29 protein-coding genes, 1 tRNA gene and 1 pseudogene are annotated in these 26,188 nt (G+C 64.2%); 10 read left to right on the forward strand and 21 right to left on the reverse strand.

Annotation, left to right across the window (positions count from 1 at the left end; genetic code table 11):
• Nucleotide 1: 1 nt before the first annotated feature.
• From BB934_RS22635 to BB934_RS22665, 7 genes are all read right to left on the reverse strand, one after another.
• Entirely contained in the window at nucleotides 2-1,306 is a 1,305-nt protein-coding gene (locus BB934_RS22635) for an ATP-dependent DNA helicase (protein WP_099511671.1), read from the reverse strand.
• Nucleotides 1,307-1,309: 3 nt separating this feature from the next.
• Nucleotides 1,310-1,657 carry a hypothetical protein gene (locus BB934_RS22640; protein ID WP_099511673.1) on the reverse strand — a complete coding sequence of 116 codons (348 nt, stop codon included), beginning with the start codon at nucleotides 1,655-1,657 and terminating at the stop codon, nucleotides 1,310-1,312.
• Nucleotides 1,654-2,199: a hypothetical protein gene (locus BB934_RS22645; RefSeq protein ID WP_099511675.1), complete on the reverse strand. Its 546-nt coding sequence runs from the start codon at nucleotides 2,197-2,199 to the stop codon at nucleotides 1,654-1,656. The genes BB934_RS22640 and BB934_RS22645 overlap by 4 nt, the downstream gene beginning before the upstream one ends.
• 111 nt (nucleotides 2,200-2,310) lie before the next feature.
• Nucleotides 2,311-2,598 carry a helix-turn-helix transcriptional regulator gene (locus BB934_RS22650; protein WP_175608889.1) on the reverse strand — a complete coding sequence of 96 codons (288 nt, stop codon included), beginning with the start codon at nucleotides 2,596-2,598 and terminating at the stop codon, nucleotides 2,311-2,313.
• Nucleotides 2,599-2,673: 75 nt separating this feature from the next.
• The gene (locus BB934_RS22655; protein ID WP_099511677.1) at nucleotides 2,674-3,336 is read right to left on the reverse strand and encodes a hypothetical protein; all 663 of its coding nucleotides are present in this window, start codon (nucleotides 3,334-3,336) and stop codon (nucleotides 2,674-2,676) included.
• Complete coding sequence (locus tag BB934_RS22660; RefSeq protein ID WP_237050058.1) at nucleotides 3,333-4,391, reverse strand: tyrosine-type recombinase/integrase; 1,059 nt, start codon at nucleotides 4,389-4,391, stop codon at nucleotides 3,333-3,335. Before BB934_RS22660 ends, BB934_RS22655 begins: the two co-directional genes overlap by 4 nt.
• 4 nt (nucleotides 4,392-4,395) lie before the next feature.
• Nucleotides 4,396-4,674 carry a LexA family protein gene (locus BB934_RS22665; RefSeq protein WP_099508982.1) on the reverse strand — a complete coding sequence of 93 codons (279 nt, stop codon included), beginning with the start codon at nucleotides 4,672-4,674 and terminating at the stop codon, nucleotides 4,396-4,398.
• 58 nt (nucleotides 4,675-4,732) lie between these two features.
• On the opposite strand from BB934_RS22665, the gene BB934_RS22670 reads away from it, so the two are divergent.
• Nucleotides 4,733-5,872: an IS630 family transposase gene (locus tag BB934_RS22670; RefSeq protein ID WP_099511657.1), complete on the forward strand. Its 1,140-nt coding sequence runs from the start codon at nucleotides 4,733-4,735 to the stop codon at nucleotides 5,870-5,872.
• Here BB934_RS22670 and BB934_RS22675 read toward each other — a convergent pair whose 3' ends face one another.
• The 6 genes from BB934_RS22675 to BB934_RS22700 all read right to left on the reverse strand — a co-directional run bounded on the left by BB934_RS22675 (nucleotide 5,873) and on the right by BB934_RS22700 (nucleotide 8,345).
• Nucleotides 5,873-6,064 carry an Arm DNA-binding domain-containing protein gene (locus tag BB934_RS22675; protein WP_099511680.1) on the reverse strand — a complete coding sequence of 64 codons (192 nt, stop codon included), beginning with the start codon at nucleotides 6,062-6,064 and terminating at the stop codon, nucleotides 5,873-5,875.
• 165 nt (nucleotides 6,065-6,229) lie between these two features.
• Nucleotides 6,230-6,320: transfer RNA gene (locus BB934_RS22680), tRNA-Ser, on the reverse strand.
• Between the two features lie 336 nt (nucleotides 6,321-6,656).
• Nucleotides 6,657-6,917 (reverse strand): hypothetical protein, encoded by a 261-nt coding sequence (locus BB934_RS22685; protein ID WP_099511682.1) that lies wholly within the window; start codon nucleotides 6,915-6,917, stop codon nucleotides 6,657-6,659.
• 122 nt (nucleotides 6,918-7,039) lie between these two features.
• On the reverse strand, nucleotides 7,040-7,339 hold the full coding sequence (locus BB934_RS22690) for a hypothetical protein (protein ID WP_099511684.1): 300 nt from the start codon (nucleotides 7,337-7,339) through the stop codon (nucleotides 7,040-7,042).
• A gap of 114 nt (nucleotides 7,340-7,453) precedes the next feature.
• On the reverse strand, nucleotides 7,454-7,696 hold the full coding sequence (locus BB934_RS22695; protein ID WP_099511685.1) for a hypothetical protein: 243 nt from the start codon (nucleotides 7,694-7,696) through the stop codon (nucleotides 7,454-7,456).
• A 166-nt stretch (nucleotides 7,697-7,862) separates the two neighbouring features.
• Nucleotides 7,863-8,345: a YidB family protein gene (locus BB934_RS22700; RefSeq protein WP_099511687.1), complete on the reverse strand. Its 483-nt coding sequence runs from the start codon at nucleotides 8,343-8,345 to the stop codon at nucleotides 7,863-7,865.
• Between the two features lie 213 nt (nucleotides 8,346-8,558).
• Between BB934_RS22700 and solA the strand changes: the two genes are divergently transcribed.
• Complete coding sequence (gene solA / locus BB934_RS22705; protein ID WP_099511689.1) at nucleotides 8,559-9,689, forward strand: N-methyl-L-tryptophan oxidase; 1,131 nt, start codon at nucleotides 8,559-8,561, stop codon at nucleotides 9,687-9,689.
• Nucleotides 9,690-9,709: 20 nt separating this feature from the next.
• The gene (locus BB934_RS22710; RefSeq protein WP_099511690.1) at nucleotides 9,710-10,828 is read left to right on the forward strand and encodes a branched-chain amino acid ABC transporter substrate-binding protein; all 1,119 of its coding nucleotides are present in this window, start codon (nucleotides 9,710-9,712) and stop codon (nucleotides 10,826-10,828) included.
• A 48-nt stretch (nucleotides 10,829-10,876) separates the two neighbouring features.
• Here the strand turns inward: BB934_RS22710 and BB934_RS22715 are convergent, their stop codons facing one another.
• The 3 genes from BB934_RS22715 to BB934_RS22725 form a co-directional block, all read right to left on the reverse strand.
• On the reverse strand, nucleotides 10,877-11,302 hold the full coding sequence (locus tag BB934_RS22715; RefSeq protein ID WP_099511692.1) for a hypothetical protein: 426 nt from the start codon (nucleotides 11,300-11,302) through the stop codon (nucleotides 10,877-10,879).
• 148 nt (nucleotides 11,303-11,450) lie between these two features.
• Entirely contained in the window at nucleotides 11,451-11,738 is a 288-nt protein-coding gene (locus tag BB934_RS22720; RefSeq protein WP_157934278.1) for a hypothetical protein, read from the reverse strand.
• Between the two features lie 145 nt (nucleotides 11,739-11,883).
• Complete coding sequence (locus tag BB934_RS22725) at nucleotides 11,884-12,615, reverse strand: Crp/Fnr family transcriptional regulator (protein ID WP_099511697.1); 732 nt, start codon at nucleotides 12,613-12,615, stop codon at nucleotides 11,884-11,886.
• Nucleotides 12,616-12,942: 327 nt separating this feature from the next.
• Between BB934_RS22725 and BB934_RS22730 the strand changes: the two genes are divergently transcribed.
• The 5 genes and pseudogenes from BB934_RS22730 to BB934_RS22755 all read left to right on the forward strand — a co-directional run bounded on the left by BB934_RS22730 (nucleotide 12,943) and on the right by BB934_RS22755 (nucleotide 17,661).
• Nucleotides 12,943-14,367 carry an amidase gene (locus BB934_RS22730; RefSeq protein ID WP_099511699.1) on the forward strand — a complete coding sequence of 475 codons (1,425 nt, stop codon included), beginning with the start codon at nucleotides 12,943-12,945 and terminating at the stop codon, nucleotides 14,365-14,367.
• A gap of 189 nt (nucleotides 14,368-14,556) precedes the next feature.
• Nucleotides 14,557-15,312 (forward strand): oxygen-dependent tRNA uridine(34) hydroxylase TrhO, encoded by a 756-nt coding sequence (gene trhO, locus BB934_RS22735; RefSeq protein ID WP_099511701.1) that lies wholly within the window; start codon nucleotides 14,557-14,559, stop codon nucleotides 15,310-15,312.
• On the forward strand, nucleotides 15,305-15,514 hold the full coding sequence (locus tag BB934_RS22740; protein ID WP_099511702.1) for a SlyX family protein: 210 nt from the start codon (nucleotides 15,305-15,307) through the stop codon (nucleotides 15,512-15,514). The genes trhO and BB934_RS22740 overlap by 8 nt, the downstream gene beginning before the upstream one ends.
• Before the next feature lie 222 nt (nucleotides 15,515-15,736).
• Nucleotides 15,737-16,694 (forward strand): annotated as a pseudogene (locus BB934_RS22750) (IS630 family transposase).
• 64 nt (nucleotides 16,695-16,758) lie between these two features.
• Nucleotides 16,759-17,661 (forward strand): S66 family peptidase, encoded by a 903-nt coding sequence (locus BB934_RS22755; RefSeq protein WP_099511703.1) that lies wholly within the window; start codon nucleotides 16,759-16,761, stop codon nucleotides 17,659-17,661.
• Nucleotides 17,662-17,681: 20 nt separating this feature from the next.
• On the opposite strand, the gene BB934_RS22760 is transcribed toward BB934_RS22755, so the two are convergent.
• On the reverse strand, nucleotides 17,682-18,365 hold the full coding sequence (locus BB934_RS22760; RefSeq protein ID WP_157934279.1) for a hypothetical protein: 684 nt from the start codon (nucleotides 18,363-18,365) through the stop codon (nucleotides 17,682-17,684).
• A gap of 705 nt (nucleotides 18,366-19,070) precedes the next feature.
• On the opposite strand from BB934_RS22760, the gene BB934_RS22765 reads away from it, so the two are divergent.
• Together BB934_RS22765 and BB934_RS22770 are read left to right on the forward strand one after the other, a co-directional pair.
• Nucleotides 19,071-20,159, forward strand: coding sequence for a TRAP transporter substrate-binding protein (locus BB934_RS22765; RefSeq protein WP_099511707.1), 1,089 nt, complete (start codon nucleotides 19,071-19,073; stop codon nucleotides 20,157-20,159).
• A 186-nt stretch (nucleotides 20,160-20,345) separates the two neighbouring features.
• Complete coding sequence (locus BB934_RS22770; RefSeq protein ID WP_099511708.1) at nucleotides 20,346-21,344, forward strand: LLM class flavin-dependent oxidoreductase; 999 nt, start codon at nucleotides 20,346-20,348, stop codon at nucleotides 21,342-21,344.
• 234 nt (nucleotides 21,345-21,578) lie between these two features.
• On the opposite strand, the gene BB934_RS22775 is transcribed toward BB934_RS22770, so the two are convergent.
• The 4 genes from BB934_RS22775 to BB934_RS22790 all read right to left on the reverse strand — a co-directional run bounded on the left by BB934_RS22775 (nucleotide 21,579) and on the right by BB934_RS22790 (nucleotide 26,070).
• Nucleotides 21,579-22,421 carry an ABC transporter permease gene (locus tag BB934_RS22775; protein WP_099511710.1) on the reverse strand — a complete coding sequence of 281 codons (843 nt, stop codon included), beginning with the start codon at nucleotides 22,419-22,421 and terminating at the stop codon, nucleotides 21,579-21,581.
• Nucleotides 22,418-23,365, reverse strand: coding sequence for an ABC transporter permease (locus BB934_RS22780; protein ID WP_099511711.1), 948 nt, complete (start codon nucleotides 23,363-23,365; stop codon nucleotides 22,418-22,420). The genes BB934_RS22775 and BB934_RS22780 overlap by 4 nt, the downstream gene beginning before the upstream one ends.
• 192 nt (nucleotides 23,366-23,557) lie before the next feature.
• Complete coding sequence (locus BB934_RS22785) at nucleotides 23,558-25,039, reverse strand: ABC transporter substrate-binding protein (RefSeq protein ID WP_099511712.1); 1,482 nt, start codon at nucleotides 25,037-25,039, stop codon at nucleotides 23,558-23,560.
• A gap of 281 nt (nucleotides 25,040-25,320) precedes the next feature.
• Nucleotides 25,321-26,070 (reverse strand): SDR family oxidoreductase, encoded by a 750-nt coding sequence (locus tag BB934_RS22790; RefSeq protein ID WP_099511714.1) that lies wholly within the window; start codon nucleotides 26,068-26,070, stop codon nucleotides 25,321-25,323.
• Between the last annotated feature and the right edge of the window lie 118 nt (nucleotides 26,071-26,188).

Genomic DNA, 26,188 nt, shown 5'->3' on the forward strand with positions numbered 1-26,188 from the left:
CTCACCCCTCCCGCACCAAGAGCAGCTTTTCGGAGGCCCGTGTGATGGCCGTGTAGCGCCAGCGCCATGCGTCCGAGCCATTACCGACCGGCTCATCAATCACGAGGACGTTCGGCCATTCCGAGCCCTGCGCCTTGTGGCAGGTGATCGCGTGGCCGAAGGTCAGCAGCACCGCGCCGTCGCCCTCGGGATGATTGTCCGGCGGCTCACGCGTGTCGGCGTAGTGATGCCAGAGAAATTCGCGGTCATCGAGCCGGATGGGCTCCTCATGATCGGTCTCGTCGTCGCGTTTGATCGGCTCGCCTTCGATGCTGCCGAGACAGCCGAACGCCTCCGTGCTGAGCCAGTCGGGCTCAATCCCCGGCAGAAGATCCATGCCGGTGTCGACCGCGTCGAGGGTCAGCATGGTGCCGTTTAAAAGCCCCAGATCGTGGTGGTTCTGCAGGCAGATCAGCTTTTCGCCCGGTACCGGATAGGGCGTGGCGTGGTCCAGCACCCTGCGCATTACGTTGTTGAGCATGCGCCGCGTGCGATGCCTTCCAACGATGACCTGATCGGCCCTGAGCAGCGCCTCCGGCGTGGGCAGGCACTCGACGATTTTCACTGTGTCGCCAAACCAGCCCGACTGCGGCCAGCGCCGTTCCTGACGCACCATCAGTGACAGCCGGATGATCGGATTGTCGAGTGCCTGCCGGTGGATATCGGTCAGCATCACGTCCGGCCGGTGGCCGAGCAGGACACTCTTGTCGCGCACGGGCGGAAGCTGTGCCGGATCACCGACCAGCAGCGCCGGAACGCCAAGGCTCGAAAGATCCCTGAACAGGCGCTCGCCGATCATCGAAGCTTCGTCGACCACGATGAGGCCGGCGCGGGCGGCAGCGCCCTCATAATCGAGCACGAAGCGCGGGCGGCGCAGGGCTGCGAGCCTGTGCTGAAGCGCCATGACCTCGCGTCCTGTGTGGTGGGCCTCGGCGATCTCGTCCCGCAGGCGCTCGATCTCACTCTCGTCGGGGCTGATGACGCGATAGAGCGCCGAATGCAGCGTCATCGCGGGTACGCCCTTGCGGTTCAGCACCCGCGCCGCCTTATTGGTGGGCGTGCAGAACACGATCGAGCGGGCGAGGTCGATGCGGGCGACGCTGCCTAACAAGGTGGTCTTGCCGGTGCCTGCAAAGCCGCACAGGCGGAAGACCGGATTGCGGACATGCTCGGGTGTCCTGAGCCAATCCTCGACGGCATGGAGGGCATCCTGCTGCAGCGGACTCAAGGTGACCGCCGAGAGCGGACCGGAGTGCGTGTGGGGCATGGCTCAGAGCCCTTCCAGCGGCAGCGCGGCATCGGCATCGTCGAAGGCTTCGGGAGAGTGGCGGCGCACAACCGCGATAACGGCGTCGGCAAACGCATCGCGGTCGGCCTTGTCGGGGAAGGTCACCACAGCGACGTGAGCGATCTTGCCGCGCTCGTCCCGCAGGGGTTGCCCGTTACTATCGAGAACAGGCGCGGCCGGAAGCGTGACCCAGCGCATGCCATGGCTTTCTTGGACCACCACGCGCTGGACGAGCAGGCCGGGCGGGTCGCATCTCACGGTCGCATAGCCGACGCGGCTGTTGCGGCGGTCGCGCTGCCACTGCACGACGCGAAGGCTATCTCCGGTCATGACTGGCCTCCCGCGAAAAGGGCCGGTGTGCCCTCGAAAACCGACCGCGAGCGCCTCTCCGGCCCGTCACCCTTCGGTGATCCCAGCTTGCCGGAAATTTCGCAGAACTCTCCCTCAGAGGTCTGGCTGGTTCGCCGATCCGCGAGCCGGTATCCCCGCGCTCGGGCAGCTTCGGGATCGGCCCAGACCGTTCGCTTGCGCAGTCCGACGAGGGCGCGGATGTCCTCCGCCTCGCCAGGGATCGGCAGGCGGTGAAGGTGGAACACGCCTTCATCGTCACCGTCCTGGGTCACGTCGACGAGTCCTGACCAGCCGAGCAGGCGCTTCTTGGCCCAGGTCCAAGCCTGGGGGGAGCGACAGCCGACCGTGAGCAGGAAGGCACCGGCGCCCCAGGAACTGACGTAGCCACGCTTCCCCTTCAGGGTCCACAGGCGGCAGTCGTCGAGGCGTAGGGCCGCGGGGCTCACGTCAATGGCGTCGCGCAGGCAAACGAGGTGCGCTTTGTCGGCTTCGGCCTCGGACTGCGAGTGGTAGGTGTCCATCGGCGTTCCTCCAGATGGAGGCCGCAGAGGCGCCGACCGCAACGATGTGCTAGGATTTCACCGTCATGAGAATTCCTGCCCGTCGCGAATCTACTTCTGCGGCGGGCTTTTTCATGCGGCGGGCGAGGGGCGGCCCGTGGCGCCCCTCCGGCGGATGCGACGGGGAGCCTCCTTCTCGGCGAAGGTGTCCATCAGGCGGTTGACGTCCTCGACTCGCCAGCACGTCCGGCCCCCGACGTCGTAGGGCGGCGGGAATTCCCCGCTCGCGACGCCGCGCCACCAGCGAGAGGGCGAGATCGGCAGCGGACCGCCCCAGCGGCCCAGGATCTGCTGGACAGCGACATAGCCTGCGCTCGGCCAGGGGGAAGGGTTGCGAGGGGTCTTGGATTGTTTCGGCATGTGGTTCTCCTCCACTGGAGAGCCACGCTAGCCCCGGCCGGTCCGCCGAAAATCAGAGATAAAATCCCGCCGAAATTATTTTTTGTTTGTTTTCGGCGCGTCCCCGTCGCTCCGCGACTTCCGAAGGTGCTTTTCAATCGTCGACGGGCTCGGGGCGGGGAGATCGCTATGGGTTTGCTTGAACCAAGCCTGCAGGTCATGCGCCACCGCCACGAGCGGGAGGCCCTCGAAGGCCCCCATCTCGGCCCGCCGCCCATATTCGGCCAGCACCAGTTGCATTACCGAGGGGCGGCCCTTGCGCCCCGGGCGGATGCCTGCCTTTCGCGAGGCGGCCGCCATCCAGGACATGAAGGCCGCGCGTTCGACGAAAACCGGGCTCCCTCCGACATCCGGCCCCTCGCCGGAGTCGAGGAACGTGTCCAGCCCGGGGAAGTCGCTTCGACGGCTCCAGCCTGCCCGCGTCGGGATCTGACCCCACACGCCACCATTGGGGCTGTAACAGAAGGCCGTGAGGACGCCCGTGGCCAGAGCCGCGCGAATGAGAGCCTCGACCCTGGCGCGCGCCTTCTCCTCGCGGACCAGGGCGGCCCTGTCGTGGCCCCAGAGGCGCGCTGCGATCTGCACGGTGGGATCGGCGACGCGCACGATCCTGGTCGCGTCCTCCAGCCTGGCGAAAGCAAGGTCGAAGGCATCCCCGAGGCCGAGGTGTCCGGGCGGGATCGGAAGGTCGTGTCTCACGGTGGGGGCGATCCGCCGCGCGAGCGCACCGAGAATGGAACGACGGTGTCCCGGTCTCCTTCGACGAAGGCGGCCCATGCATCCATCAGGGCGCGACGCTGCTCGAGCAGATCGCCTCTGCGATAGGCCCGTTCCGTCGCGGACGCGACCACATGGGCCAGGGCCATTTCCGCGACATGGTTCGGCGTGGACGTGCACTCGGCCGCCCAGTCCCTGAACGAGGACCTGAAGCCGTGCACGGTGATGCTGTCCCGTCCCATCCTGCGCAACAGCATCTCCATGCCCATGTTGGATAGAGGCTTGCCGCACCGCAGACCCGGGAACACGAACTCACTGTTCTCGCCGCGTATGCCCTGCATTTCGCGCAAAACCGCCAGAGCCGGTCCAGAGAGTGGCACTGTGTGCTGGCGTCCACTCTTCATCCTTGATTTCGGCACGATCCATAGGGTGCGATCCCAATCGATCTCGCCCCAGGTCATGCCCAAAGCCTCGCCCGTGCGGGCCGCCGTCAGGATCGTGAATTCGAGCGCCTTCGCGGCGGTGGACCGACGCTGGCGCAACTCAGCCAAGAAGTCCGGCACATCGGCGTAGGGCAGGGCCGCATGGTGGCCCCGGACGAGTTTCCTCGGCTTTGGCAGGATGTGGGCAAGGTGGCCGCGCCACGCGGCGGGATTGTTCCACGGCCCGGCGATGTGACCGGCCGCCCGGCTGGCATCCAAGATCGCCTCGACGCGGCCTCTCAAACGCGAACCCGTCTCGGGGCGCGTGTTCCATAACGGGGTCAGCACCGACAGAACGTCTGCCGTGGTGACCTGATCGACCGGCGTGTCGCGGATGGCGGCGCAGTACCGCGTCAGCGTCATCTCCCACTGACGAGCGTGCTTGGTGCTGCGCCAGGATGGTTCCCGGGCGGCGATAAAGGCGTCGGCGACCTCGGCGAAGGTCGGCACGGTGGTAGCGTTCACTGCCTTCGCCTTCTCCTCCAGCGGGTTGCGGCCCTGGGCCAGGAGGGCGCGGGCGGCAGCCGCCTTCTCGCGCGCCTGCGCCAAGGACACGTCCCTAGATCCTCGGCCCAGAGGATTTGACGGGTTGGGGATGGCGGAGGAGGGGCAGGCATTCGGGGGCGACCAACACCTCGATACTTCGCGCCACTCCGGGCTGACGGCGGATCAAGCCGGCGCGTTCCAAGGTCAGGATCATCTGGTGCACGGAAGGCGGAGTGACCTGGAAATGGCTCTGCATGTCGGTTTCGGCCGGGGGACGGCCATGGACGCGGGTGTAGGCATCAATGAAGGCCAGGTACTGGCCCTGCCTGTCAGTGAAGCTTTTCTCAGACATTCGCCACACGCTCGATTCATCGGCTGATTCAGCTGGGTCTCTCATGCGGGAGGCCGAGATGAACATATGCTACCGGGTTGAGCTGAGCGAGGCCGAGCGTGCCAACCTCCAGGCGATGCTCAGCGGCGGCAAGCAGGCCGCTCGCACGCTCAAGCGCGCGCAGATCCTGCTGGCGGCCGATGCTGGCGTGCCAGACGAGACGATTGCCCAAAGTATCGCGGTCGGCGGCGCGACCGTGTATCGGACCAAGCGCCGCTTCGTGGAGGGCAACCTGGAGCGGGCCCTCAGCGAGGAGCCCCGTCCCGGCGCCGCCCGCAAGCTCTCAGGCCCGGAGGAGGCGCTGCTGGTGGCAACCGCCTGCGCAAAGCCGCCCGCGGGCCGGGCCCGCTGGACGCTGGAACTCTTGGCCGGCGAGATCGTGCGGCTCACCCAACATGAGAGCCTGTCGCGGGAGACGCTGCGCCGGCGACTCTGCGAGAACGCGCTCAAGCCCTGGCGGCAGAAGATGTGGTGCGTTCCGAAGATTGATGGCGAATACGTCGCCCGCATGGAGGACGTGCTTGATCTCTACGCCGAGCCGTCCGATCCGCAGCACCCGGTGGTTTGCTTTGATGAGAGCCCAGTCCAGCTCATCGGCGAGACGCGTCAGCCGCTCCCGGCCACGCCCGGGCAGATCGAGCGGGTCGATTATGAGTATCGCCGCTGTGGTACGGTGAACCTGTTCGTAGTCCTTGACGCGCATCGGCCCTGGCGCCGGGTCAAGGTCAGCGAGCAACGCACGGCATGCGACTTCGCCCGGTGCATGCGCGAACTTGTAGATGTCGACTTTCCGCAGGCCGAGCGGATCCGGGTCGTGATGGACAACCTGTCGACGCACACGCCCGGTTCGCTCTACCAGGCTTTCCCGCCTGACGAGGCGCATCGCCTCCTGCAGCATCTGGAGTTCCACTACACCCCCAAGCATGCGAGTTGGTTGAACATGGTCGAGATCGAGATTGGGGTGCTCAAGGGCCAGTGCCTGGATCGGCGTATTGACACGCGCGAGGAGCTCGAGCGGGAAATCGCTGCCTGGGAGCGCGAGCGTAACGCCGCCGGCGCACGCATCACCTGGATGTTCACGACCGAAAAGGCCCGGGCCAAAATGGGCCGCGCCTATCCCAAACCCGGCCCTCTCGAGCCACTCGCCAAAAGGTCATGATCACTGTGCCGAGGATCTAGTGCTGCCCAAACCCATCTCGGGACGGCGGCCTTGCCAGCGGTAGATGAACAGCCAGCGTTTGGCTCCCGTGCCGTCCACGAGCAGGACCAGACCGCCGCCGTCGGAATAGCGGCCCGGCTCCGTGAGAGTGGCGACGGTCCGTGCCGTCAACTTGTTCAGAACCCGCGTCATCCATCCCCTCCAGGGCGTCCATCCGCCGCTCCGCCCCGCCATTCGCCCCGCCAGAGGACGTAGATTGGGATGGAAACTGGTGGACAGCGATTGAAGCACTGTGCCGCGAAACCCTAGGGAATCAAGGCTTTCAGACACGGGGATAGAGGGTGATGGAAGGGGGTATGGCGGAGACGGAGGGATTCGAACCCTCGATACCCTTTTGGGGTATGCTCATTTAGCAAACGAGTGCCTTCAGCCGCTCGGCCACGTCTCCAGGCGAATGGTGCGGGATCGGATCCCGCTTCGCAGGTGGCGCAATAGACGCGAATGGGGTTCTTTCGTCAAGGACGAAAATCGTGCCGATCGGGTGCGGCGTCTACCAGAACAGGTTGGAGAGAGCGAGGCTCGCCAGTCCGATGCCGGACAGGAAGACGGGAAACCATTTCGGGCACGAGCCATGCGCTTCGTCGAATTCCACCCCGTTCTCCTCATCCATCGTCGAACCGGGCCCATTAAGAGCCCGTTCTTTCCGGATAGAAAGGGACGGTGCTGGTGAAATATGAGCCTAGGAGCCTAAATGGCGGGCAGAATGTCTGCCGGGCCGTCTCCTTCAGGCCATCGTCGGCTCGGCCGTCGCATAGAGGCGCTTGATCTCCTCCAGGCTGCGGATGGCAGGGCCGGACCGGCGCACGATCACGGCGCTCAATTGCCTGAACTTATCGTCCGCCCATTCCTCTACGACAAGGGCGACCGCATCCCGGAGCGGCAGGGTCGCGATCTTGCAGGCCATCGCCGAGCCGCCCGCCCGCTCGACCGGCCGGCTCAGCGCGAGGAGATCCACCATCTCGTCGAAATCGTGGGCTGCGGTCACACTTCTCTCCCTGGCCGGCGGCGCGAACGACCTAGGCTATTGGCGGCGAATTGTGGCAATCCAATGCCCAAGCTTTCCTCGGGCTTGCGTTGATGAAGACGGTGCAGTGGAAAGATCGGCCCTTAGAGAGGCGGCCTCCGGGCCGGGTAGCGGAAGTGCTTCTCCACCTCGTCGGAGCGGCCGACGAGAAGCGCCGCCTCGGACGGCAGCTCGCTCTCCAGCACCATTTCGAAGCCCGTGAAGGAGCCGAGGAAAGTCGTGTTCGGCAGGCTCATGAGAAGGGTCGAGCCGCCGGAGGCGACGTCGAACGAGGCGACCAGCATCATCTGCTTCGGGCTCCCCAGCTTGACGAAGAGTTCCTCGAACTGATCCTGTGTCGGCCCCCATTCAGCAGGGTCGATTGCTTTCCTAGCCCAGAGCATCGCAGACATCCCGCCGGTGAGGTGCGTATCGTTCCCAAAGTCTAGCCCAAGGGCCGCGCACAAGCGAGCCGACGAAACCCATGGAAGTGCCGCCGGGAACGCTTCATGCCGCTCTCAGTTCAGGCTCGGCTTCCCGTTGGGTTCTCTCCCTCGTGTGGAGCGCTCGGAGACGGGTTCCGAGCCGTCCGGGATGATGAGAACGGAGACGATGCGGCCGTGGGATGCGAGCGAATCCGCTGCGTCGAACGCGGAGCGTTCCGCATCCTCGCGCGTTGCGAATGCTGTTTGCTTCCGATCGGAATAGGTAACCAGCCACTCGTCCTGCAGTTTGAAGACCACGAAGCGGTCTGTATGCATCAACCCCTCCATGCCCGGTTCCCCCAGCAGGCTTGAACAAGCTACCCGAAATGCGAAAGGTCTGGCGGGAAGCGATGGAGGTAGGCGTCCGATCCTTAAGGATAAAGTTTCAGGGGACGGAAGCGATGAGCTCTCCGTCCCCTTGCGCTATCCCTCCGGACTGCACTCAGGCGGTCGGAATACGGCCCTCGGGCGTGTATTGGTCCACCGCGCGCGGCAGCTCACGCGACAGGCGGGCGAGGATCTCCTCGCGGGACAGGCCGGTCTGCTGTGTCAGGGTGTCCAGCACGTCGGGTCCGATCGCCTGCTCGAGCTGCGGCGGGGCAACCTCCTTGTTGGGGCCGGTGCCGACCCAGGAATCGGCGACGTCGCCCTGGCCGTTTTTCTGGAAGCTCTCGAGGAGTTCGCCCAGCCCGCCGTTCAGGAAGCCGCCCGAACCCTGACCCTGGCCCGCGAGACCACCCAGAAGACCGCCCAAGCCGCCGAGACCGCCAGGCAACTGACTGGTGCCGCCCTGTCCGCCTTGCGGATTACCTTGCGGGTTAGAAGTGAGACCGCCGAGCATTTCGGCAATCTTGTCCCGGTTCTGGTAGCCGGCGACGGCAAGCAGCCCGAGAAGGGCTGTCATGGATGGAAAACCACGGCTCATGTCGTTCCTCCCTGTGTGTAATCCACGAGAACCGCCGCCAAGCCGAAACGGTTCCAGAAACCGATTGTCGCCTGGCGAGAATGATGGAATTTCTCTTGCCCGCCGAGGAGCCATGCATCCGGCATTCTTGCCGCCCGCGACGGAGCGCATTGACGGGCGATCTCGCGTTGAGGAATGTGACGCCCGATAGTGTCGATGTTGTGAGGTCAGTCGATGGCGACGTTCGATGTGGCGGTGATCGGGCTGGGAGCGATGGGGAGTGCCGCTCTCTTCAATCTCGCCCATCAGGGGCGACGGGTAATCGGGATCGAGCAGTTCGAGCCCGGGCACGACAAGGGCTCCTCCCATGGCGAGAGCAGGATCATCCGGCTCTCCTATTTCGAGCATCCGTCCTACGTTCCGCTGGCCCGCCGCGCGATGGAGAAATGGCGCGAGCTGGAGCAGCTTTCCGGAAAGACCATTCTGACGGTGACCGGCGTGCTCGAAGCGGGCTATCCCGGCTGTCCGGTCGTCGAAGGCTCGCTCGAGGCATCGCGGTTGCATAAACTCGAGCATGAGGTGCTCGGCGCCGCCGACATCAACCGGCGCTTTCCCGCCTTCAGCCTGCCGTCCCAGTGGACGGGCCTGTTTCAGCCGGAGGGCGGGTTCCTGCGGCCGGAGCTCGCCATCCAGCAATTCGTCGCGCAGGCGGAGCGACATGGCGCCGAGGTTCGCACCCGGACGCGTGTTCTCGCCATCGAGCCCTTCGGTGCAGGCATTCGCGTGCGAACCGATGCCGGCACGATCGAGGCCGGCTCGGTGATCGTTGCGGCGGGAGCCTGGATCGGCGATTTCGCGCCCGAATTGAAGCCGCATCTCACTTTGACCAGGCAAGTGCTCGGCTGGTTCGCGCCGCTTCAGCCGGCCCATTACGCGCCTGAGAACTGCCCGGTCTTCATCCTCGAATCCGAGGACGATGCCTGCTACGGCTTCCCGGATCTCGCCGGCACCGGCGTCAAGACCGCGTCCCATCGCAAGGGCGCCGTGCTCACGCGTGCCGATGAGCTGTCGCAGGACGGGGATACGGCCGACGAGGCGCAGATCAGGCGGATGCTCGCCCTTGCGATGCCTGGCGCGAACGGACCGCTTCGGGCGATGCGCACCTGCATCTATACCCGCACGCCGGACGAGGATTTCGTGATCGACCGGTCGCCTGTCGATCCGCGGGTCGTCCTTGCCTCGCCCTGCTCGGGCCATGGCTTCAAGTTCGCGAGCGTGATCGGCGAGGTGTTGGCCGACCTTGCCCTTGGCAAAACGCCGGCCAACGATATCTCCCGGTTCCAGATCGACCGCTTCCGGACCTGAAGCGGCATAGGAGGCAGATCATGAACAGAGGGAACGCCTGTCAGCTGTCCGTCCTGGCCTTGCTGGCCTCGATGGGTTTCGCCCGAGCGGAAGACGTCACCATTGCGGTCGCCGGCCCGATGACCGGAGCGGTGGCCAGCATCGGCGAGCAACTCAAGCATGGTGCCGAGCTCGCCGCGCAGGCCATCAACAAGGCTGGCGGCGTCAACGGTAAGAACGTAAAGATCGCTGTCTATGACGATGCCTGCGATCCCAAGCAGGCGGTGGCGATCGCAAACCGCATCGTCTCCGACGGCATCAAGTTCGTCGACGGCCACGCCTGCTCGGGATCGTCGATCCCGGCCTCGGAGGTCTATGCCGAAGCCGACGTGCTCATGATGAGCCCGGCTTCCAGCAATCCGGCAATGACCGACAAGGCCGCGGAGCAGGGATGGGCCACCATCATGCGCCTCTACGGCCGAGACGATGCCCAAGGCAAGTTCATCGGACCGTGGATCAAGCAGAATTTCGGATCGAAGAAGATCGCCATCCTTCACGACAAGAGCGCCTACGGCAAAGGGCTCGCGGATGTGGTGAGGGCGTCCCTGAACGCGGCCGGCGTCAAGGAGGTGCTCTACGAGGGCATCAATGCGGGCGAGAAGGACTACACGGCTGTGGTCAACCGCCTCAAGAGCCAGGGCGTCGAGTTCGTGTATTTCGGCGGCTATCACACCGAGGGCGGCCTCATCATGCGCCAGGCGGCGGATCAGAACTACAAGGTCCAGCTGATGATGGGCGACAGCATCGCGACGCCGGAATTCGGGGCGGTCGCAGGGCCTGGAGCCGAAGGAACCCTGTTCACCTTCCCGCCGGATGCCCGCGGCAGCGACACCGCCAAGGAAGCGCTTGCGCAGTTCAAGCAGATCGGCTTCGAGCCTGAGGGCTTCACCCTGTTCTCCTACGCCACCGTCCAGGCGCTGGCGGGAGGCATGGCGAAGGCCGGCAGCGCCGATCCGAAAGCGGTGGCGAAGGCACTTCGCAGTACCAATGTCGACACCGTGATCGGTCCCGTGACCTTCGACCAGAAGGGCGACATCAAGGATCCGAAATACGACATCAATATCTGGAAGGGCGGAACCTACGGCAAGCTGCCGCAATAGGCGGCGTGAAACGGTGAGGGCGGCTTCTGAAGGAGCCGCCCCGGCCGTTCACTCGTGGGCCACGGCTTTGTCCGCTTCGCGGGACGGGACGAGGTGCTCGATGGAGACCCACTCGGTGCAGGCTCGGAGGATGGGGGCAAGGTAGGCGCGGTTGCCTTCGATCTCGACGACGCGGCAGGGATAGGCCCTGCGGTCTCCCGGTGGACGGTAGATCACTGTCGATCCGGGCTTGATATCTTCGTTGTAGCTGTAGTGCGGGAGAGCGATGCCTAGGGGTCGCTCGTTGTCCTGGGTGAGGGCGGCGTCGCGGATGGCCCGACACCGTTCAAGCGCTTCGATCGCCAGCCGCGCCCGCTCGCGATATCGGTCGCAAACGACCCTGACGAGGCTTCCTTTCTCCCGGCCCGAATACCAGCTCACACCACCGATCTTGGCCAGTTCTTCCGCAACGACTTCAATCTCTTCCTCGGTCATTGGATAGAATCCCTCGAGAGCAGTTGGAGTATGCTCAGGTCTTGTGAACGCACCGATGTGACCTGGATCATCGAGTGCTTTTGCCCCCGGAAGTTTTATCGTTCCCCGCGATGCTTAGTGCATGAATTGCACCGGAGATGAGTAGGTTTTAAGACAGGCGAAGGTCCATCATCCGCTGCTGCAGGACGGCGAGCTGCTGAATGTAGGGTTCGCGCCGCTCGCGATGACGGGCCTTGAGCTTTTCGAGTGCGCGGATCTTGATGTTCGAGTTGGGTGAGTCGCTGCACAACTTCTCGCGCTCCTGCTCATAGTCGAAATCGATATCCGCCAAGGTCGCCAGGAGAGATTGCAGCAAGGGTCGGAATGTGGGTGAGTATATTTTGGGAAGACTAGCCCCTTTGTCAGATTCATGTTTTTGAAACTTAGTTTCGTTCATTTCTTTCCTCTAATTAACCTAGAGTTAATAGAGCTTAAGGATAGTAAGGTAGAGATACCTCGTCTGTTGGGAACCCGACAGAGCCGGAGAAATCTTTCTCCATCAACTTGCCGTGTGCGACGGCAATCATGAGCCCGAAAGGGTGTCAGTCACATCTGAGCGCGCCCGGCAGAAGCCGCTCGAAACTCTGGCAGATCGTGCGGTAGCACTCGCAGGCTGTGCTCTCGAGACCGTCCCGATCGGTGATTCGAATCGTCCCTCTGCCTTGAACGATCAGACCGGCCCGCTGGAGCGCGCTCGCGACGCTGCTCACGGTCGAGCGCTGCACACCCAGCATCTCCGCCAGGGTCTCATGGGTGAGCGGTACGTCGTCCTTATCGGTTCTGTCGCGAGTGCTCAGGATCGCGCGGCAGCATCGAGCTTCCACGCTGTGAACGGCATTGCACGCAACGCTCTGCAGCGTCTGCGCGAGAAGAGCCTCGATGTAGCGGAACAGCACCTGGCGGATCCGGGGACGCTCGCCGATCGCCGCCGTCAGGCGGTCGAGAGGAACGCGCGTGGCGGATCCCGGGATCTGGGTGACGTAACGTCCGAAGGACTGACGAGTCACGAGCGCGCTGGTGAAGCCGAGGACCGATTCCCGGCCGAATACAGCCATTTCGACGGAGCCGCCGTTCTGGAGGTCGGTGACGAGGGACACGATGGCATCGTGCGGAAAGTAGGTATGCCGGATGGTCTCGCCGGTCTGGTAAATGATCCTGCCGCGCGGCAGCCCGACGATCTCGAGATGCGGTTCGAGCCACAGGAAGTCTTCGGGCTCCAACGCAGCGAGGAGCCGGCTATTCCTGTGAACGGACGCCTTTGAACCATATCTCATGGCAAGGTGCCACTGCCTCGTTCACGATGCCTGTCCAGGACATCGACCGCTTCGATACCAGGACAATAGCACAACTTCAGGCTGAGTAAGCTTGTCAATTGTCCGTTGCCGGCTTTTCGGGTCCGGCCGGCAGCAGACAAACGAAATCCCTTCGGCTTCGTGCCGCCGACTCCGGGCCTCTCCCTCCAAAGGGCAGGGCAGGCCCGTGCGTCCCCTGCGCCGGCGACATGGGCCCATGCGCGGAAGCCTTCACAAAACCGGTTTACCCCTCGTCAGGATGGCTTCAGCATGGCGACAAACCGAATCCGTTGAGGGGAGAGTTTCGCATTGAGCACGCAGTCGCCTTCGTATCCGGCAGGCGGGGATTCCCCGGCCGATCTCGCCGATTGGCCCGCCTCCGAACTTCTCGACGCATTCGCCCGCAAGACAGCGTCGCCCGTCGATGTCACGAAGGCCGTCATTGCCCGCATCGAAGCCTATGAGCCGCAGCTTCAGGCGCTCTATGCCTTCGATCCGGACGCGGCGCTTCGGGATGCCACGGCCTCCGAGCAGCGCTGGATGAAAGGCGAGGCGAGGGCCCTCGACGGCATCCCCGCGACGATCAAGGAAAACATCGCGACGAAGGGTACCCCGGTGCCGCTCGGCACGGCCGCGCGGCCGCTCGTTCCGGCACCCGAGGATGCACCGTCGGCAGCCCGGCTGCGGGAGGATGGCGTCGTCATCCTCGCCAAGACGACCATGCCCGATTACGGCATGCTCTCCTCGGGGCTTTCGAGCTTCCATCCGCTTGCCCGCAATCCATGGGACCTTTCCAAGAATCCCGGCGGCAGCTCGGCCGGGGCGGGAGCAGCGGCGGCCGCGGGCTATGGGCCGTTCCACATCGGCACCGATATCGGCGGATCGATCCGCCTGCCGGCAGCCTGGTGCGGCGTATTCGGCCTCAAACCCAGCTTCGGCCGGATCCCGATCGACCCTGCCTATTACGGCCGTGTGGCCGGTCCGATGACCCGCACGGTGCGCGATGCCGCGCTCATGATGCGAAGCCTCGTGCGCCCGGACGACCGCGATCCCATGAGCCTTCCTTACGAGGACCTGCCCTGGCTCGATCTCGGCATCGACATCGAGGGCTTGAGGATCGGCGTGATGATGGATGCGGGCGTCGGGATGCCGCTCGATCCGGAAGTCCGCGCAAGCATCGACAACGCGGCGAAGGCCTTTGCTGACGCCGGCGCCATCGTCGAGGCGATGCCGGCCTTCATCATGCGGGAGATGCTCGACGGGCTCGACGATTTCTGGCGCCAGCGCGCGTGGATGGACATCGCTCCGTTGAGCGAAGCGGCGCGCGGCAAAATCCTGCCCTACATCCTGCAATGGGCGGAAGGCGGAAAGGACCTGACGGGCGCGGAGGTCTATAGCGGCATGAACCAGATGATGGCGATGCGCCATGCGGCGGTCGCGGCCACCCGCCGCTTCGATTTCGTCATCGCGCCCGTCGCACCCTGCGTCGCCTATCCGGCGGAGCTGGCGTCTCCCATCCACAATCCGGAGGAGCCTTTCGAGCATATCGGCTACACGGTCGCCTTCAACATGTCCGATCAGCCGGCGGCCTCGGTCAATGCGGGCTTCACGAAGGCCGGCCTGCCCATCGGCCTCCAGATCATCGGCCGCCGCTTCGACGATGTCGGCGTGCTGCGGCTCTCGCACGCGTGGGAGGCGATGTGCGCGGACAAGCGGCCCTGGCCGAGGTTGTAGGCGTCTACGACTGACACTCACACGTCATGGCCGGGCTTGTCCCGGCCATCCCGATTTGAGGGCATGCGCTTTTCGGATCGAGATCACCGGCACGAGGCCGGTGATGACAGTGGGCATGGTTATCGAAGCGACACCGACGACCGGTGGAAACGGGTTCCCCGTCCGCGCTCGGGCTGATAAACAGCCGCCATGACGTACAAGGTTGCCGCCCTCTATCAATTCGTCCCGCTGCCCGATTTTCGCGAGCTGAAGGAGCCGCTTCACAGGCTGTGCCAGGATCTCGGGATCCGCGGCACGCTCCTGCTTGCGCATGAAGGGATCAACGGCACCGTCGCCGGGCGTGACGAGGCCATCGATGCCCTCATGTCGGAGATGCAGTCCGGCCTGCTCTTCGCGGGACGTCTCGACAATCTCGAGTTGAAGTACTCCATTGCCTCCGAGATGCCGTTCAAGCGCATGAAGGTGCGCCTCAAGAAGGAGATCGTGACCCTCGGCGATCCCCAGACCGATCCTCTGCGCCGGGTGGGGACCTATGTGTCGCCGGACGAGTGGAACAGGCTCATGGACGAGCCCGGCATCGTGGTGCTCGATACGCGCAACGATTTCGAGGTCGGGATGGGCACCTTCGCCGGGGCTGTCGATCCGCGCATCGCGCGCTTCAGCGAGTTCAAGGACTTCGTCCGCGACGAGCTCGACCCCGCGCGACACAAACGGGTCGCCATGTTCTGCACCGGCGGCATAAGGTGCGAGAAGGCCAGCTCCTACATGCTGGCTCAGGGCTTCGAGGAGGTGTTCCACCTGAAGGGCGGCATCCTGAAATACCTGGAGGACGTTCCGCAGACCGAGAGCCGGTGGAATGGCGAGTGCTTCGTCTTCGACGAGCGCATCGCCCTCGGCCACGGTCTCGTCGAGCGTCCGGGCGAGACGGGGCCATCCGATGAGTGATCTCGAGGCCCGCATCGATGCCCTGGAAATGCGCGTCGCCTACCAGGATCAGACCATCGAGGAGTTGAACCAGACCGTCATCGCCCAGTGGAAGCAGATCGACGCTCTCAGGCGGCAGCTGGGCGAAGTGCTGGACCGGGTTCAGGAGGTCGAGGACAATGCGGGCGGATCCGCGCCCGACCGTCCCCCGCCGCATTATTGAGCCGAGTTCGTTTGGTGGGGGATGTCGTGCAGCGCTGGTGGCAAAAGCCTCTCGTCAAGCCTCGGGCGCTTCAGGCCGGAGATCGCGTCGCCATCGTCTCGACGAGCTGGGGCGGGCCTGCCGTCTTTCCGCATCGCTACTAGAGCCTCGGACCGGAAATGAGACTCCTGGCTTCTGTGCGAGGCCGAGCTGTGATTCACTGCCTGGACTGGGAGGTGGATTATGGGTCATTGCTATTCCCTGGATCTGCGGGTGCGCGTCGCCGACTTTGTCGATGCAGGTCATTCCTGCCGGGCGGCAGCCCAGCACTTTGACGTCAGCGAGAGTTTCGCCATCAAGCTGGTGCAGCGGAAGCGGCGGTTCGGCTCGCCGGCACCGGCCCGGCAAGGCCGTCCGCCCGGACGCGGCAAGCTGGTGCCCTATGAGAGCTTCTTGATCCAGACGGTCGAGGCCGAGCCGGCCATCACCATGCCCGAGCTGGCCGCAAGGCTGCTGACTGAGCATGGGATCGTTGCGGCTCCCGCGATGCTCTCGCGCTTCCTGTGCCGGCACGGCTTCTCATATAAAAAAATGCCTGATGGCGGCGGAGTGCGCACGCGCCGATGTGCGGGATGAGCGCCGGGTCTGGCATGCCCAGCGCCAGCCGCGCATGCGCCAGGAGACGCACCGGCTGGTGTTCCTGGACGAGACGTATGTCAACACCAAGATGACGCGCCTGCGCGGGCGGAGCCGCAGGGGCCAGCGCCTACGCATGAAAGCTCCCTTTGGACACTGGAAAACCCATACCTTTCTGGCTGGGCTACGGTGCAACGAGTTGTGCGCGCCGTGGATCATCGATGGCCCGATCACCCGGTTGGCGTTCGAGGCTTACATTGAGACGCAGCTCGCGCCGACGCTGCGCAAAGGCGATGTGGTGATCCTCGACAACCTGGCTGTCCACAAGAGCGAGAAGGCCGCTCAGTGTCTGAAGCAACGCGGAGCCTGGTTCCTGTTTTTACCTGCTTATTCGCCTGATCTTAATCCAATTGAACAGGCCTTTGCCAAGATCAAAGCGCACTTGCGCAAGGCCGAGGCCCGAACGTTCGACGCGCTCTGGCGAGCGCTCGGTGAGATCTGCAACCTGTTCGAACCACAAGAGTGCTGGAACTACCTTAAGGCTGCCGGATATGCGTCCGTTTAACCGTCCGATGCTCTAGGCCGGCAGGCGATACCTCACCGAGGCCTTCGGGCTCGAGCCCGTCGCGATGCCCCATGCGCTCCGCGACGCCGCTTGGCTCGGCCGTAATCCCGCAGCGCGGGCCGACGACATCCACACGGCTTTCGCCGATCCCTCGATCAAGGGGATCATCGCCAGCATCGGCGGCGACGATGCGATCCGCCTGATCCCGCATATCGACCTGAACGTGATCGCCGGGAATCCGAAGGTGTTTCTCGGCTATTCTGATCCGACCGTGCTGCATTTCGGCTGCCTCAAGGCTGGCCTCGGCTCTTTCTACGGCCCCACGATCATGGCGGGCTTTGCGGAAAACGGCGGCATGCATGCCTATGCCGAAACCTCGCTGCGTAAGGCCGTCTTCGAGACGGCGCCCATCGGAGAGATCGCGCGGAATGCGGAGGGGTGGACCGTCGAGCATCTGCCCTGGGCCGATCCGGACAACCAGAACCGCCGCCGCGTACTGAAGCCCTCGACCGGTCCGCGGGTCCTGCAGGGAACAGGCACCGTCCGGGGGCATCTCATCGGCGGCTGCGCCGAGGTTCTGGAAATGCTGAAAGGCTCCGATTGGTGGCCACCGGCGGAATACTGGGATGGGGCGATCCTCTTCTACGAGACCTCGGAGGAGGGCCCTGCAGCAGGCCAGGTGATCCGCTGGCTGCGCGACTTTGCCGCCCAAGGCATTCTCGCGCGCTTGTCCGGCATCGTTCTCGGCCGCCCCGGCGGGCAGGGGGATGATGCATACCGGACAGAGCAGGAGGCAGCGGTGGTTCGCGCGCTCGACGAGGCCGGGTTGCAGAGTCTTCCGGTGCTGGCCGAACTCGATTTCGGCCATACGGATCCGATCGCCACGTTGCCCTACGGCGTCATGGCGGAAATTGATTGCGAGGCGGCGCGCCTGCGAATCCTGGAAGCGGGAGTGATCGGTCGTTGAGGCCGGGCTCCCGGACGATATCAGCGGTCCCTGACGAGCTCCGGCTCGGCAACGCTGGTCCTGATCGAGCCGGTCGCCTCTTCCTGCGAAAGCTGGCGCAGCTGTTTCACGAAGGCGACAAGGCTGTTCGCGTTCTCCAACTCGGGGATGAGATAGGACAGGACGCGGCTGTCGAACGGTTCCTCCTCGATCGTCCCGTCGACCTTGATGATCGTCCGGATGCCGCTCTCGACGTTGAAGGTGATGGATTTGAGCTTCGTCGCAGCCGCAGCATCGAGCGGCTCGGCAACGACGGGAACGATTCGCGGCAGAGACACGGCCTGGCTGCGGATCGGAGCGACGGCCTTCTGAGGTGGCTTGCTGACTGTAGCCTGACGGGACGGCTTGTCCTGTGCCTTTCCGTCACGATCCGATGAAACTTTGACGAACGGTTCTTCGGCCTCGTCCGCCGGAGCCTTTGCCAGGATCTGCCGAAGCTGCTTCTCGGTCTCCTCCGCATCCTTCTGCGCCTGGGAGCCGAAAGCGGCGGTCAGCGGGAACTTGGATTTTTCCGCAACGGCCTTCGCCTTCGCGGCCTCCGCGGCCTTTGCAGCCGCAATCCGTTTCTTGGCCTCTGCCGTCTGAGCGATGTTGTTGGTGCTGTACGAGTATTGCTTACCGTTGATCTCGTAGCGGACGAGCCGGGCCTCGCCGGCGCTATTCATGATTCCGAAGATGACGACTGAGGCTCCAAGCAAAGTAAACGTCTTGCGCATTGGCCTATAAGAGCGCGTTGGCTCTTCCCCTCGTTCACCCCAAGCTCAGTTAATGAATGTGACGACTTTGAGGCGTAAAGTAATGCTTGAGGAGGCTCCTTGGAGGTATATTTCATAAATACTGATTGTTAATTCTTATGTTGATCAGCGATTATTATCGCAATAAACGGAAGCTATATTTCGTTACATAAGATTATAAGCTCATACACTGTATCATTTCAAGTGTTGGGTCTTTTGCTGAAGAAAGCTGCGCCAAACACAACGGTCCGATGCTCCGCTCTTTGAAGAGCGCATCGTCCGGAGCGGACCCAGAGGGCCGCGTCAGCGAAAACCGGATCCACTTTTCCGCACGATGCGCAAAGCCATGCTCTCCATGCAAGCTTGGCAGAGGCTGCTTGCACTCAGTTCATATCGTCCGCGCGGTTCCGACCCTGGCGAGGCGCCGCTTGATCTCCAGTCTGATGGCTACATCTCCGTCATATCAACGGTTTGACGCGATCCGCCTGCGCGAGCAGGGAAAAGGACGTTCCGGGCGCAGAAGATCTTTGCCATGCAAGTTTAGCCTTTAGTCTAACTTTACGGAATGCCACCCATCCTTTGTTACCGAGACACCCTCAAAAAGCGCGACATGCCCCTGAACAGGAGAAGGCACTTATGAAACGCCGCAATTTTCTCGCCACGGCCGGCGCAGGCCTCGCCGCAGGCGCCGTCGCCAAGCCCGCGATCGCCCAGTCGAGCCCGGAAATCCGCTGGCGCCTGACCTCGGGCTTCCCGAAATCGCTCGACACGATCTATGGCGGCGCGGACTTCCTGGCGAAGTTCGTGTCGGCGGCGACCGAGGGCAAGTTCCAGATACAGCCGTTCTCGGCGGGCGAGATCGTCGGCACCTTCCAGGCCGCCGATGCGGTGTCGAGCGGCACGGTCGAGATGTCCCACACGGCCGCCTATTACTATGTCGGCAAGGACCCGACCTTCGCCGCGGCGGCCGCGCTCCCGTTCACCCTCAATGCCCGCCAGCTCAATGCCTGGAACTATCACGGCGGCGGCATCGGCCTCGTGAACGAGTTCATGGCCAAGCACAACCTCTATGCGCTTCCCGGCGGCAATACCGGCACCCAGATGGGCGGCTGGTTCCGCAAGGAGATCAAGACGGTTCAGGACTTGCAGGGACTGAAGATGCGCATCGCCGGCGTCGCCGGTCAGGTCATGCAGAAGCTGGGCGTCATCCCGCAGCAGGTGGCCGGCGGCGACATCTATCCGTCCCTCGAGCGCGGCACCATCGACGCGGCCGAGTGGATCGGACCCTATGACGACGAGAAGCTCGGCTTCCAGAAGGTCGCGCCGTACTACTACTATCCGGGCTTCTGGGAAGGCGGCCTGACCATCCACTTCCTGTTCAACAAGGCCAAGTGGGAATCGCTGCCGAAGAACTATCAGGCGATCCTGGAGGCGGGCTGCATGGCCGCCAATGTGGACATGCTCGCCAAATACGACGCCAAGAACCCGGCCGCACTGCGCAGCCTTGTCGGCGCTGGCGCGCAGCTGCGCCCGTTCTCGCCCGAGATTCTCGATGCCGCCTACAAGGCGACGAACGAGGTCTATGCGGAAATCTCCGCCCAGAACCCGGACTTCAAGAAGATCATCGACTCGATCCGCGCGTTCCGGAACGAGGAATATCTCTGGTTCCAAGTGGCCGAGTATGCCTTCGACACCTACATGATCCGCGCCCGCACACGCGGCTGAGATCGGTTCTGTCGTGCAAAACCGATGACCCGGCGCCGTCCCACGGCGCCGGGTTTTCTTTTGGTTGCGCACCGCGCATGCCTAACCTGACCTCACCGAAGCGAAGTCGGGCTTGCATCCATGCCATGCAGACCTGATCTGTTATTGCAACGCCGTCAGTCCGATGCATTCGAAAGAAGCTGCGCCATGCCACCCTTCTCGGTCCTCGATCTCGCGCCCGTGCCCGAAGGCTTCACGACCTCCGATGCCCTGCGCAACACGCTCGATCTGGCGCAGCACGCGGAGCGATGGGGCTACAATCGCTACTGGCTCGCCGAGCATCACAACATGGTCGGCATCGCAAGCGCAGCCACGAGCGTCGTCATCGGCCATGTGGCCGGCGGCACGAAGACCATGCGGGTCGGCGCGGGCGGCATCATGCTGCCGAACCATTCGCCGCTCGTGATCGCCGAACAATTCGGCACGCTCGACGCGCTGTTTCCGGGCCGCATCGATCTCGGCGTCGGCCGCGCGCCCGGCACCGACCAGCGTACCCTGCGCGCGCTGCGGCGTGACCCGATGGCCGCCGATACCTTCCCGCAGGATGTGCTCGAATTGCAGGCGCTGCTGGCACCCGTCCAGCCGGATCAGGCGATCCGCGCCGTGCCGGGCGCCGGCTCCAACGTGCCGATCTGGATTCTGGGCTCAAGCCTGTTCGGCGCGCAGCTTGCGACGATGCTGGGCCTGCCTTACGCCTTCGCCTCGCATTTCGCGCCGGGCGCGCTGATGCAGGCTCTGCAGGTCTATCGCGAGCGCTTCCAGCCCTCCGCGCAGCTCGACCGGCCCTATGCCATGGTCGGCGTCAACGTGATCGCAGCCGATACCGACGAGGAGGCGCGCCACCTCTTCACCTCGCCGCAGCAATCCTTCACCAACCTGTTCCGCGGTGCCCGCGGCAAGCTCCAGCCACCCATCGACGATATCGAGACCTACTGGACGCCGAGCGAGAAAGCGCAGGCGATGAACATGCTCTCCTGCTCCTTCGTCGGTTCGGCGAAGACCGTGCGCGAGGGGCTCGAAGGCTTCATCGCGGAGACCGGCGCCGACGAGGTGATGGTCGCCTCTGCGATCTACGACCATGGGAAACGCCTGCGCTCCTACGAGATCCTGAGCGAGGTGCACAAGGCGATGAGCAGGGCGGTTTAGACGCAATCTTCCCTCCCCCTTGCGGGGAGGGGCAGGGGTGGGGTCGTGCAGCTGGGTGATCGCTCAGACAAGAAAGGCGCTGTAGCAATCCCGCGCCGTCTTGATGAAGCACAGCGTTCCGACTTTCCGACCCCCACCCTTCATCCCTCCCCGCAAGGGGGAGGGAAACACTCCGCGCTTCCTTGATCAGCCAAACTTTCAGGATGAGGTCGAGTGTCGTTTCTGTGGGTTCTCTCAAGCCGTCGCCCCGCGCCCCTTCAATGTCGGATCGAGCGCATCGCGCAGGCCGTCGCCTAAAAGGTTCAGGCCCAGCACCGAGAGCGCGATGGCGATGCCGGGGGCGATGGCGAGGTGAGGGGCCTGCGAGAGATAGGTCTGCGCATCGCTGAGCATCCGGCCCCAGCTCGGATTGGGCGGGCGCACGCCAAGACCGAGATAGCTCAGGCCCGCTTCTGTGAGGATGGCGAGCGCGAGCTGGATCGTCACCTGCACGATCAGCGCGCCGGCGATGTTGGGCATCACGTCTTCCCAAGTGATGCGCAAGGGATGCTTGCCGATGGCACGCGCCGCGGCGATGTAGTCGAGTGTCCAGATCTGCAGCGCGACGCCGCGCGTGACGCGGGCGAAGACCGGGATGTTGAACACGGCGATCGCGAGAATAGCGGCAAGCGGGCCCGAGCCCACGAGCGCGCCGATCATGATCGCCGAGAGCACGGCCGGGAAGGCGAAGACCACGTCCGACACGCGCATGGCGATCTCGTCGGCGAGGCCCTTCCAGGCCGCAGCGGCGCAGCCGATGGCGGTGCCGATGGCGGCGCCCAGCAGCACTGCGGGCCAGGCGATGGCGAGCGAGTTCCAGGCGCCTGCCATGAGCATCGAGGCGACGTCGCGGCCGAAATGATCGGTGCCGAGGATGCCGACGTCGCCCGGCGCTTTCAGGCGCATGGCGACGCGCACGCGTGTGGGAGGCTCGGGCGTCCACACAAGCGACACCAGCGCCGTGACGATGAGGAGCGCTGTGAGGATGCCGCCGACGACGAGGGCGGAGTTCAGCGGAATGCGCGAACGCTTGCTCATGAGCGTCCCCTCAGGCGCGGGTCGAGGATGGCATAGCCGATATCGACGAGGAAATTCACGACGATCACAAGTCCGGAAAAGATCAGCACGATGTCCTTGATCACCACGAGGTCGCGCTGGTTGAGCGCCTGATAGGCCAGCCGTCCGAGGCCGGGCAGGTTGAACACGTTCTCGACCAGGATCGCGCCGCCGAAGAAGAACGAGAGCTGGAGGCCCAAGATCGTGGTCACGGGGATGAGCGCGTTCGGCACCACGTGGCGGCGCAGCGTTGCGCTCCTGTCGACGCCCTTTGCCCGCGCGGTGCGCACGAAATCGGCGCCGATCACGTCGAGCGTCGCCGAGCGCGTCACGCGGGTGAGCACGGCGGCCTGAGGCAGGGCGAGCGCGACGGCCGGCAGCAGAAGCGCCTGGAAGGCCGGCCAGATCCCCGCGCTCCAGCCCGGGAAGCCGCCGGCGGGAAACCATCCGAGCCAGGTCGAGAAGAACAGGATGAACAGAAGGCCGATCCAGAAATTCGGCACGGCGACGCCGAGCTGGCTGAACACCAGCACGGCCCGGTCCACAGCGCCGTTGCGGCGCGCGGCTGCGGCGACGCCGAGGGGCAGGGCGAGCGCGGTCGAGATGAGGATCGCCAGAAGGCTCAACGGCAGCGTCACGTTGAGGCGCTCCGCGACAAGGGTCGACACCGGCATCTTGTAGGTGATCGACTGCCCGAGATCGCCGTGGAGAAGCCCGCCGATCCAGTGCAGGTAGCGAACGAGCGCCGGCTGATCGAGCCCGAGTTCCTGTCGCAAAGCGGCAAGCGTATCCTCACGCGCGGCGGTGCCGAGCATGATGGCGGCCGGATCGCCGGGCAGGACTTCGAGGATCAGGAAGATCGCCAGCGAGACGCACAGCAATGTCACGGCGAGCGAGACGAGGCGGGTGATGATGAGACGCAGCATAATTTAGATGGGCCTTATGCCGGTCACACATGTGACGAGAGAGCGATGCATTCCATGCCAGTGTACTCTCCTCCCCCTTGTGGGGAGGAGTTGGAGGAGGGGGTGTCAACGCCACATCCTGATGAGATGGCGCTCACACCCCCACCCTAGCCCTCCCCACAAGAGGGAGGGAAGAGGCGGCGATGTCAGCGATCACTCGCTCCAAGACACTTCCGTCACGTCGTTCGACGGGATCGGCGAGTTCTCCCACAGGCCCTGGACCTTCGCGTTCCACACGCCGAGCTTCGGCAGCTGGAACAGGAAGAGGGCGGGCACGTCCTCGGCCAGGATCTTCTGGGCCTCGGCATATTTGGCGTAGCGCGCCTTCTCGTCGGTGGTCTTGGCCGCTTCGGCCAACACGGCCTTGAACCTGTCGTTCTTGTAGTTGAAGTAGTAGGTGTCGCGGGCGAAGATATCGATGTCGAGCGGCTCCGTGTGGGAGACGATGGTGACGTCGTAATCCTTGTTCTTGAACACCTCCTCGATCCACTTGGCCGGGAACTCGGTCGGGATGATCTTCATGTCGACGCCGACCTCCGACAGCATGGCGGAGATGAGCTCCGCCGAGCGGCTGGCATAGGCCATCTGAGGCGTCTTGATGGTGATCGACAACCCGTTGCCGTAGCCTGCCTCCTTCAGCAGCGCCTTGGCCTTCTCCACGTCGTAGGGAATGACGTTCGTCATGTCGACGAAGGCGGGATTGTTCGGCGAGAAGAAGCTGCCGATGGGCTTGCCGAGGCCGGAATAGGCGCCCTCGACCAGCGCCTTGCGGTCGATCGCATGCATCAGCGCGCGTCGCACGCGCACGTCGTCGAAGGGCTTCTTGGCATTGTTCATGCCGGCGACGGTCTCGCCCTCCGTGTTGCCGGCGACCGCCTTGAAGCGCGGATCCTTCTGGAACTCGGCGAAGAGCTCGGGAGCGGCGAGGTTCGGGAAGGCATCCACGTCACCGGCCTTGACGGCCGCGACCTGGGCCTGCGAGTCGCTGATGAAGCGGAAGGTGACGCTGTCGAGCTTCACCTTGTCCTTCTGCCAGTAATCCGGGTTGCGGACGAGCTCCACCCGGTCGCCTCGGGTCCAGGACTTGAACTTGAAGGGGCCGGTGCCGACCGGGTTCGCCGCATTGGTCGCCGCCGTCTCCGGAGCCACGATCACCGCATCGCCCCAGCCGAGATAGTAGAGGAAGTTACCGGAGGTTTCCTTCAGTTTGATCGTCACGGTCGCCGGATCCGGCGTCTCGATGGAGGCGATCGGCGCAAAGATCTGCTTCTGCGCATTGGTCGATTTCGGATCGCGGGCGCGGTCGAAGGCGAATTTCACATCCGCCGAATCGAAGCTCGAGCCGTCATGGAACTTCACGCCCTCCTGGAGGCGGAAGGTATAGGTGAGGCCGTCGGGCGAGACCTCCCAGCTCTTGGCGAGGAGCGGCTGCACCTTGCCTGTCCGGTCGATGCGCACCAGGCCCTCGTAGAGATTGACCCACGTGACCTCGCGGATGGCGACCGGGGCCGCGACCGTCGGATCGAGCCCCGGCGGCTCGATGGGCATGCCCACCACGAGGGAGGTCTTGGCCGCATAGGCCGGGATGACGCTGACGGAGAGAAGAAGAGCGGCGGTCAGAAAACGCTTCGTCATCAGGCGGGAACTCCCTCAAGGTCATGGATCGCGACAGGTCGCGGAAGCCGCTAGCTTACGCAGGACCGCGCCGGATGGAAGACGTTCGTTACCGATTCTTCACTCAACTTCCACGCGGCTCAGCCCTTTCCTCCACGGTCATCCCGGGGCCGCACAGCGGAACCCGGGATCCATAACCACGGCGTTTCATGAAGGGGCGAGCAGCGTCACGGCTCGTTTTGCAACGCTAGCGGTTATGGATCCCGGGCTCGCCTTTGGCGCCCCGGGATGACAGTCCTGCCTCAGATACACCGCCCCCCGTCCACCTCCAGCACCACGCCGGTGATCATGCTCGCCTCGTCGGAGGCGAGGTAGAGGGCGGCGTTGGCGATGTCCTGGGGGGTCGAGAAGCGGCCGAGCGGGATCGAGTTGACGAAAAGCTCGCGCTTCTGGGGCGTGTCCTCGCCCATGAAGGTGGCCAGCAGCGGCGTCTCGCCGGCGACGGGGGCCAGCGCACAGACGCGGATCTTGCTCGGGGCGAGCTCAACGGCCATGGACTTGGTCATGGTGTGCACGGCGCCCTTGGTGCTGTTGTACCAGGTAAGGCCCGGGCGGGGACGAAGGCCGGCCGTCGAGCCGACATTGATGATCGCGCCGCCGCCCTGGTTCTGCATGAGCGGAACGGCCGCCTTGGCGAAGAGGTAGATCGACTTCACGTTGACCGCGAAGACCCGGTCGAACTCGTCCTCCTCGACCTCCAGCATCGGCCGGTTGCGGTGGCTGATGCCCGCATTGTTGACGACGATGTCGAGCTTGCCGAAGGCGGCGACCGTCTTCTCCACCGCCGCGTTCACGTCTGCGGCCTTGGACACGTCGGCGGCAAGGCCGATGGCGGAGGCGCCGATCTTCTCTGCGGCGCTCTTGGCTGCCGTTTCGTTGATGTCGACGATGGCGACCTTGGCGCCTTCGCGGGCGAATGTTTCCGCAATGCCCAGACCGAAACCGGAGCCGGCGCCTGTGATCAGCGCAACCTTGCCTTCAAGGCGTTTCATGTTTCTTCCCTACCTCTGTGATTGGCTGTCGTTTCCTAACACTCAGTCCTCATCCTGAGGAGCAGACGCAGTCTGCGTCTCGAAGGAGCTTCCAGGGGGCACTGGAGCTTCCTTCGAG

Source organism: Microvirga ossetica, from assembly GCF_002741015.1.
Taxonomy (GTDB): Bacteria; Pseudomonadota; Alphaproteobacteria; order Rhizobiales; family Beijerinckiaceae; genus Microvirga; species Microvirga ossetica.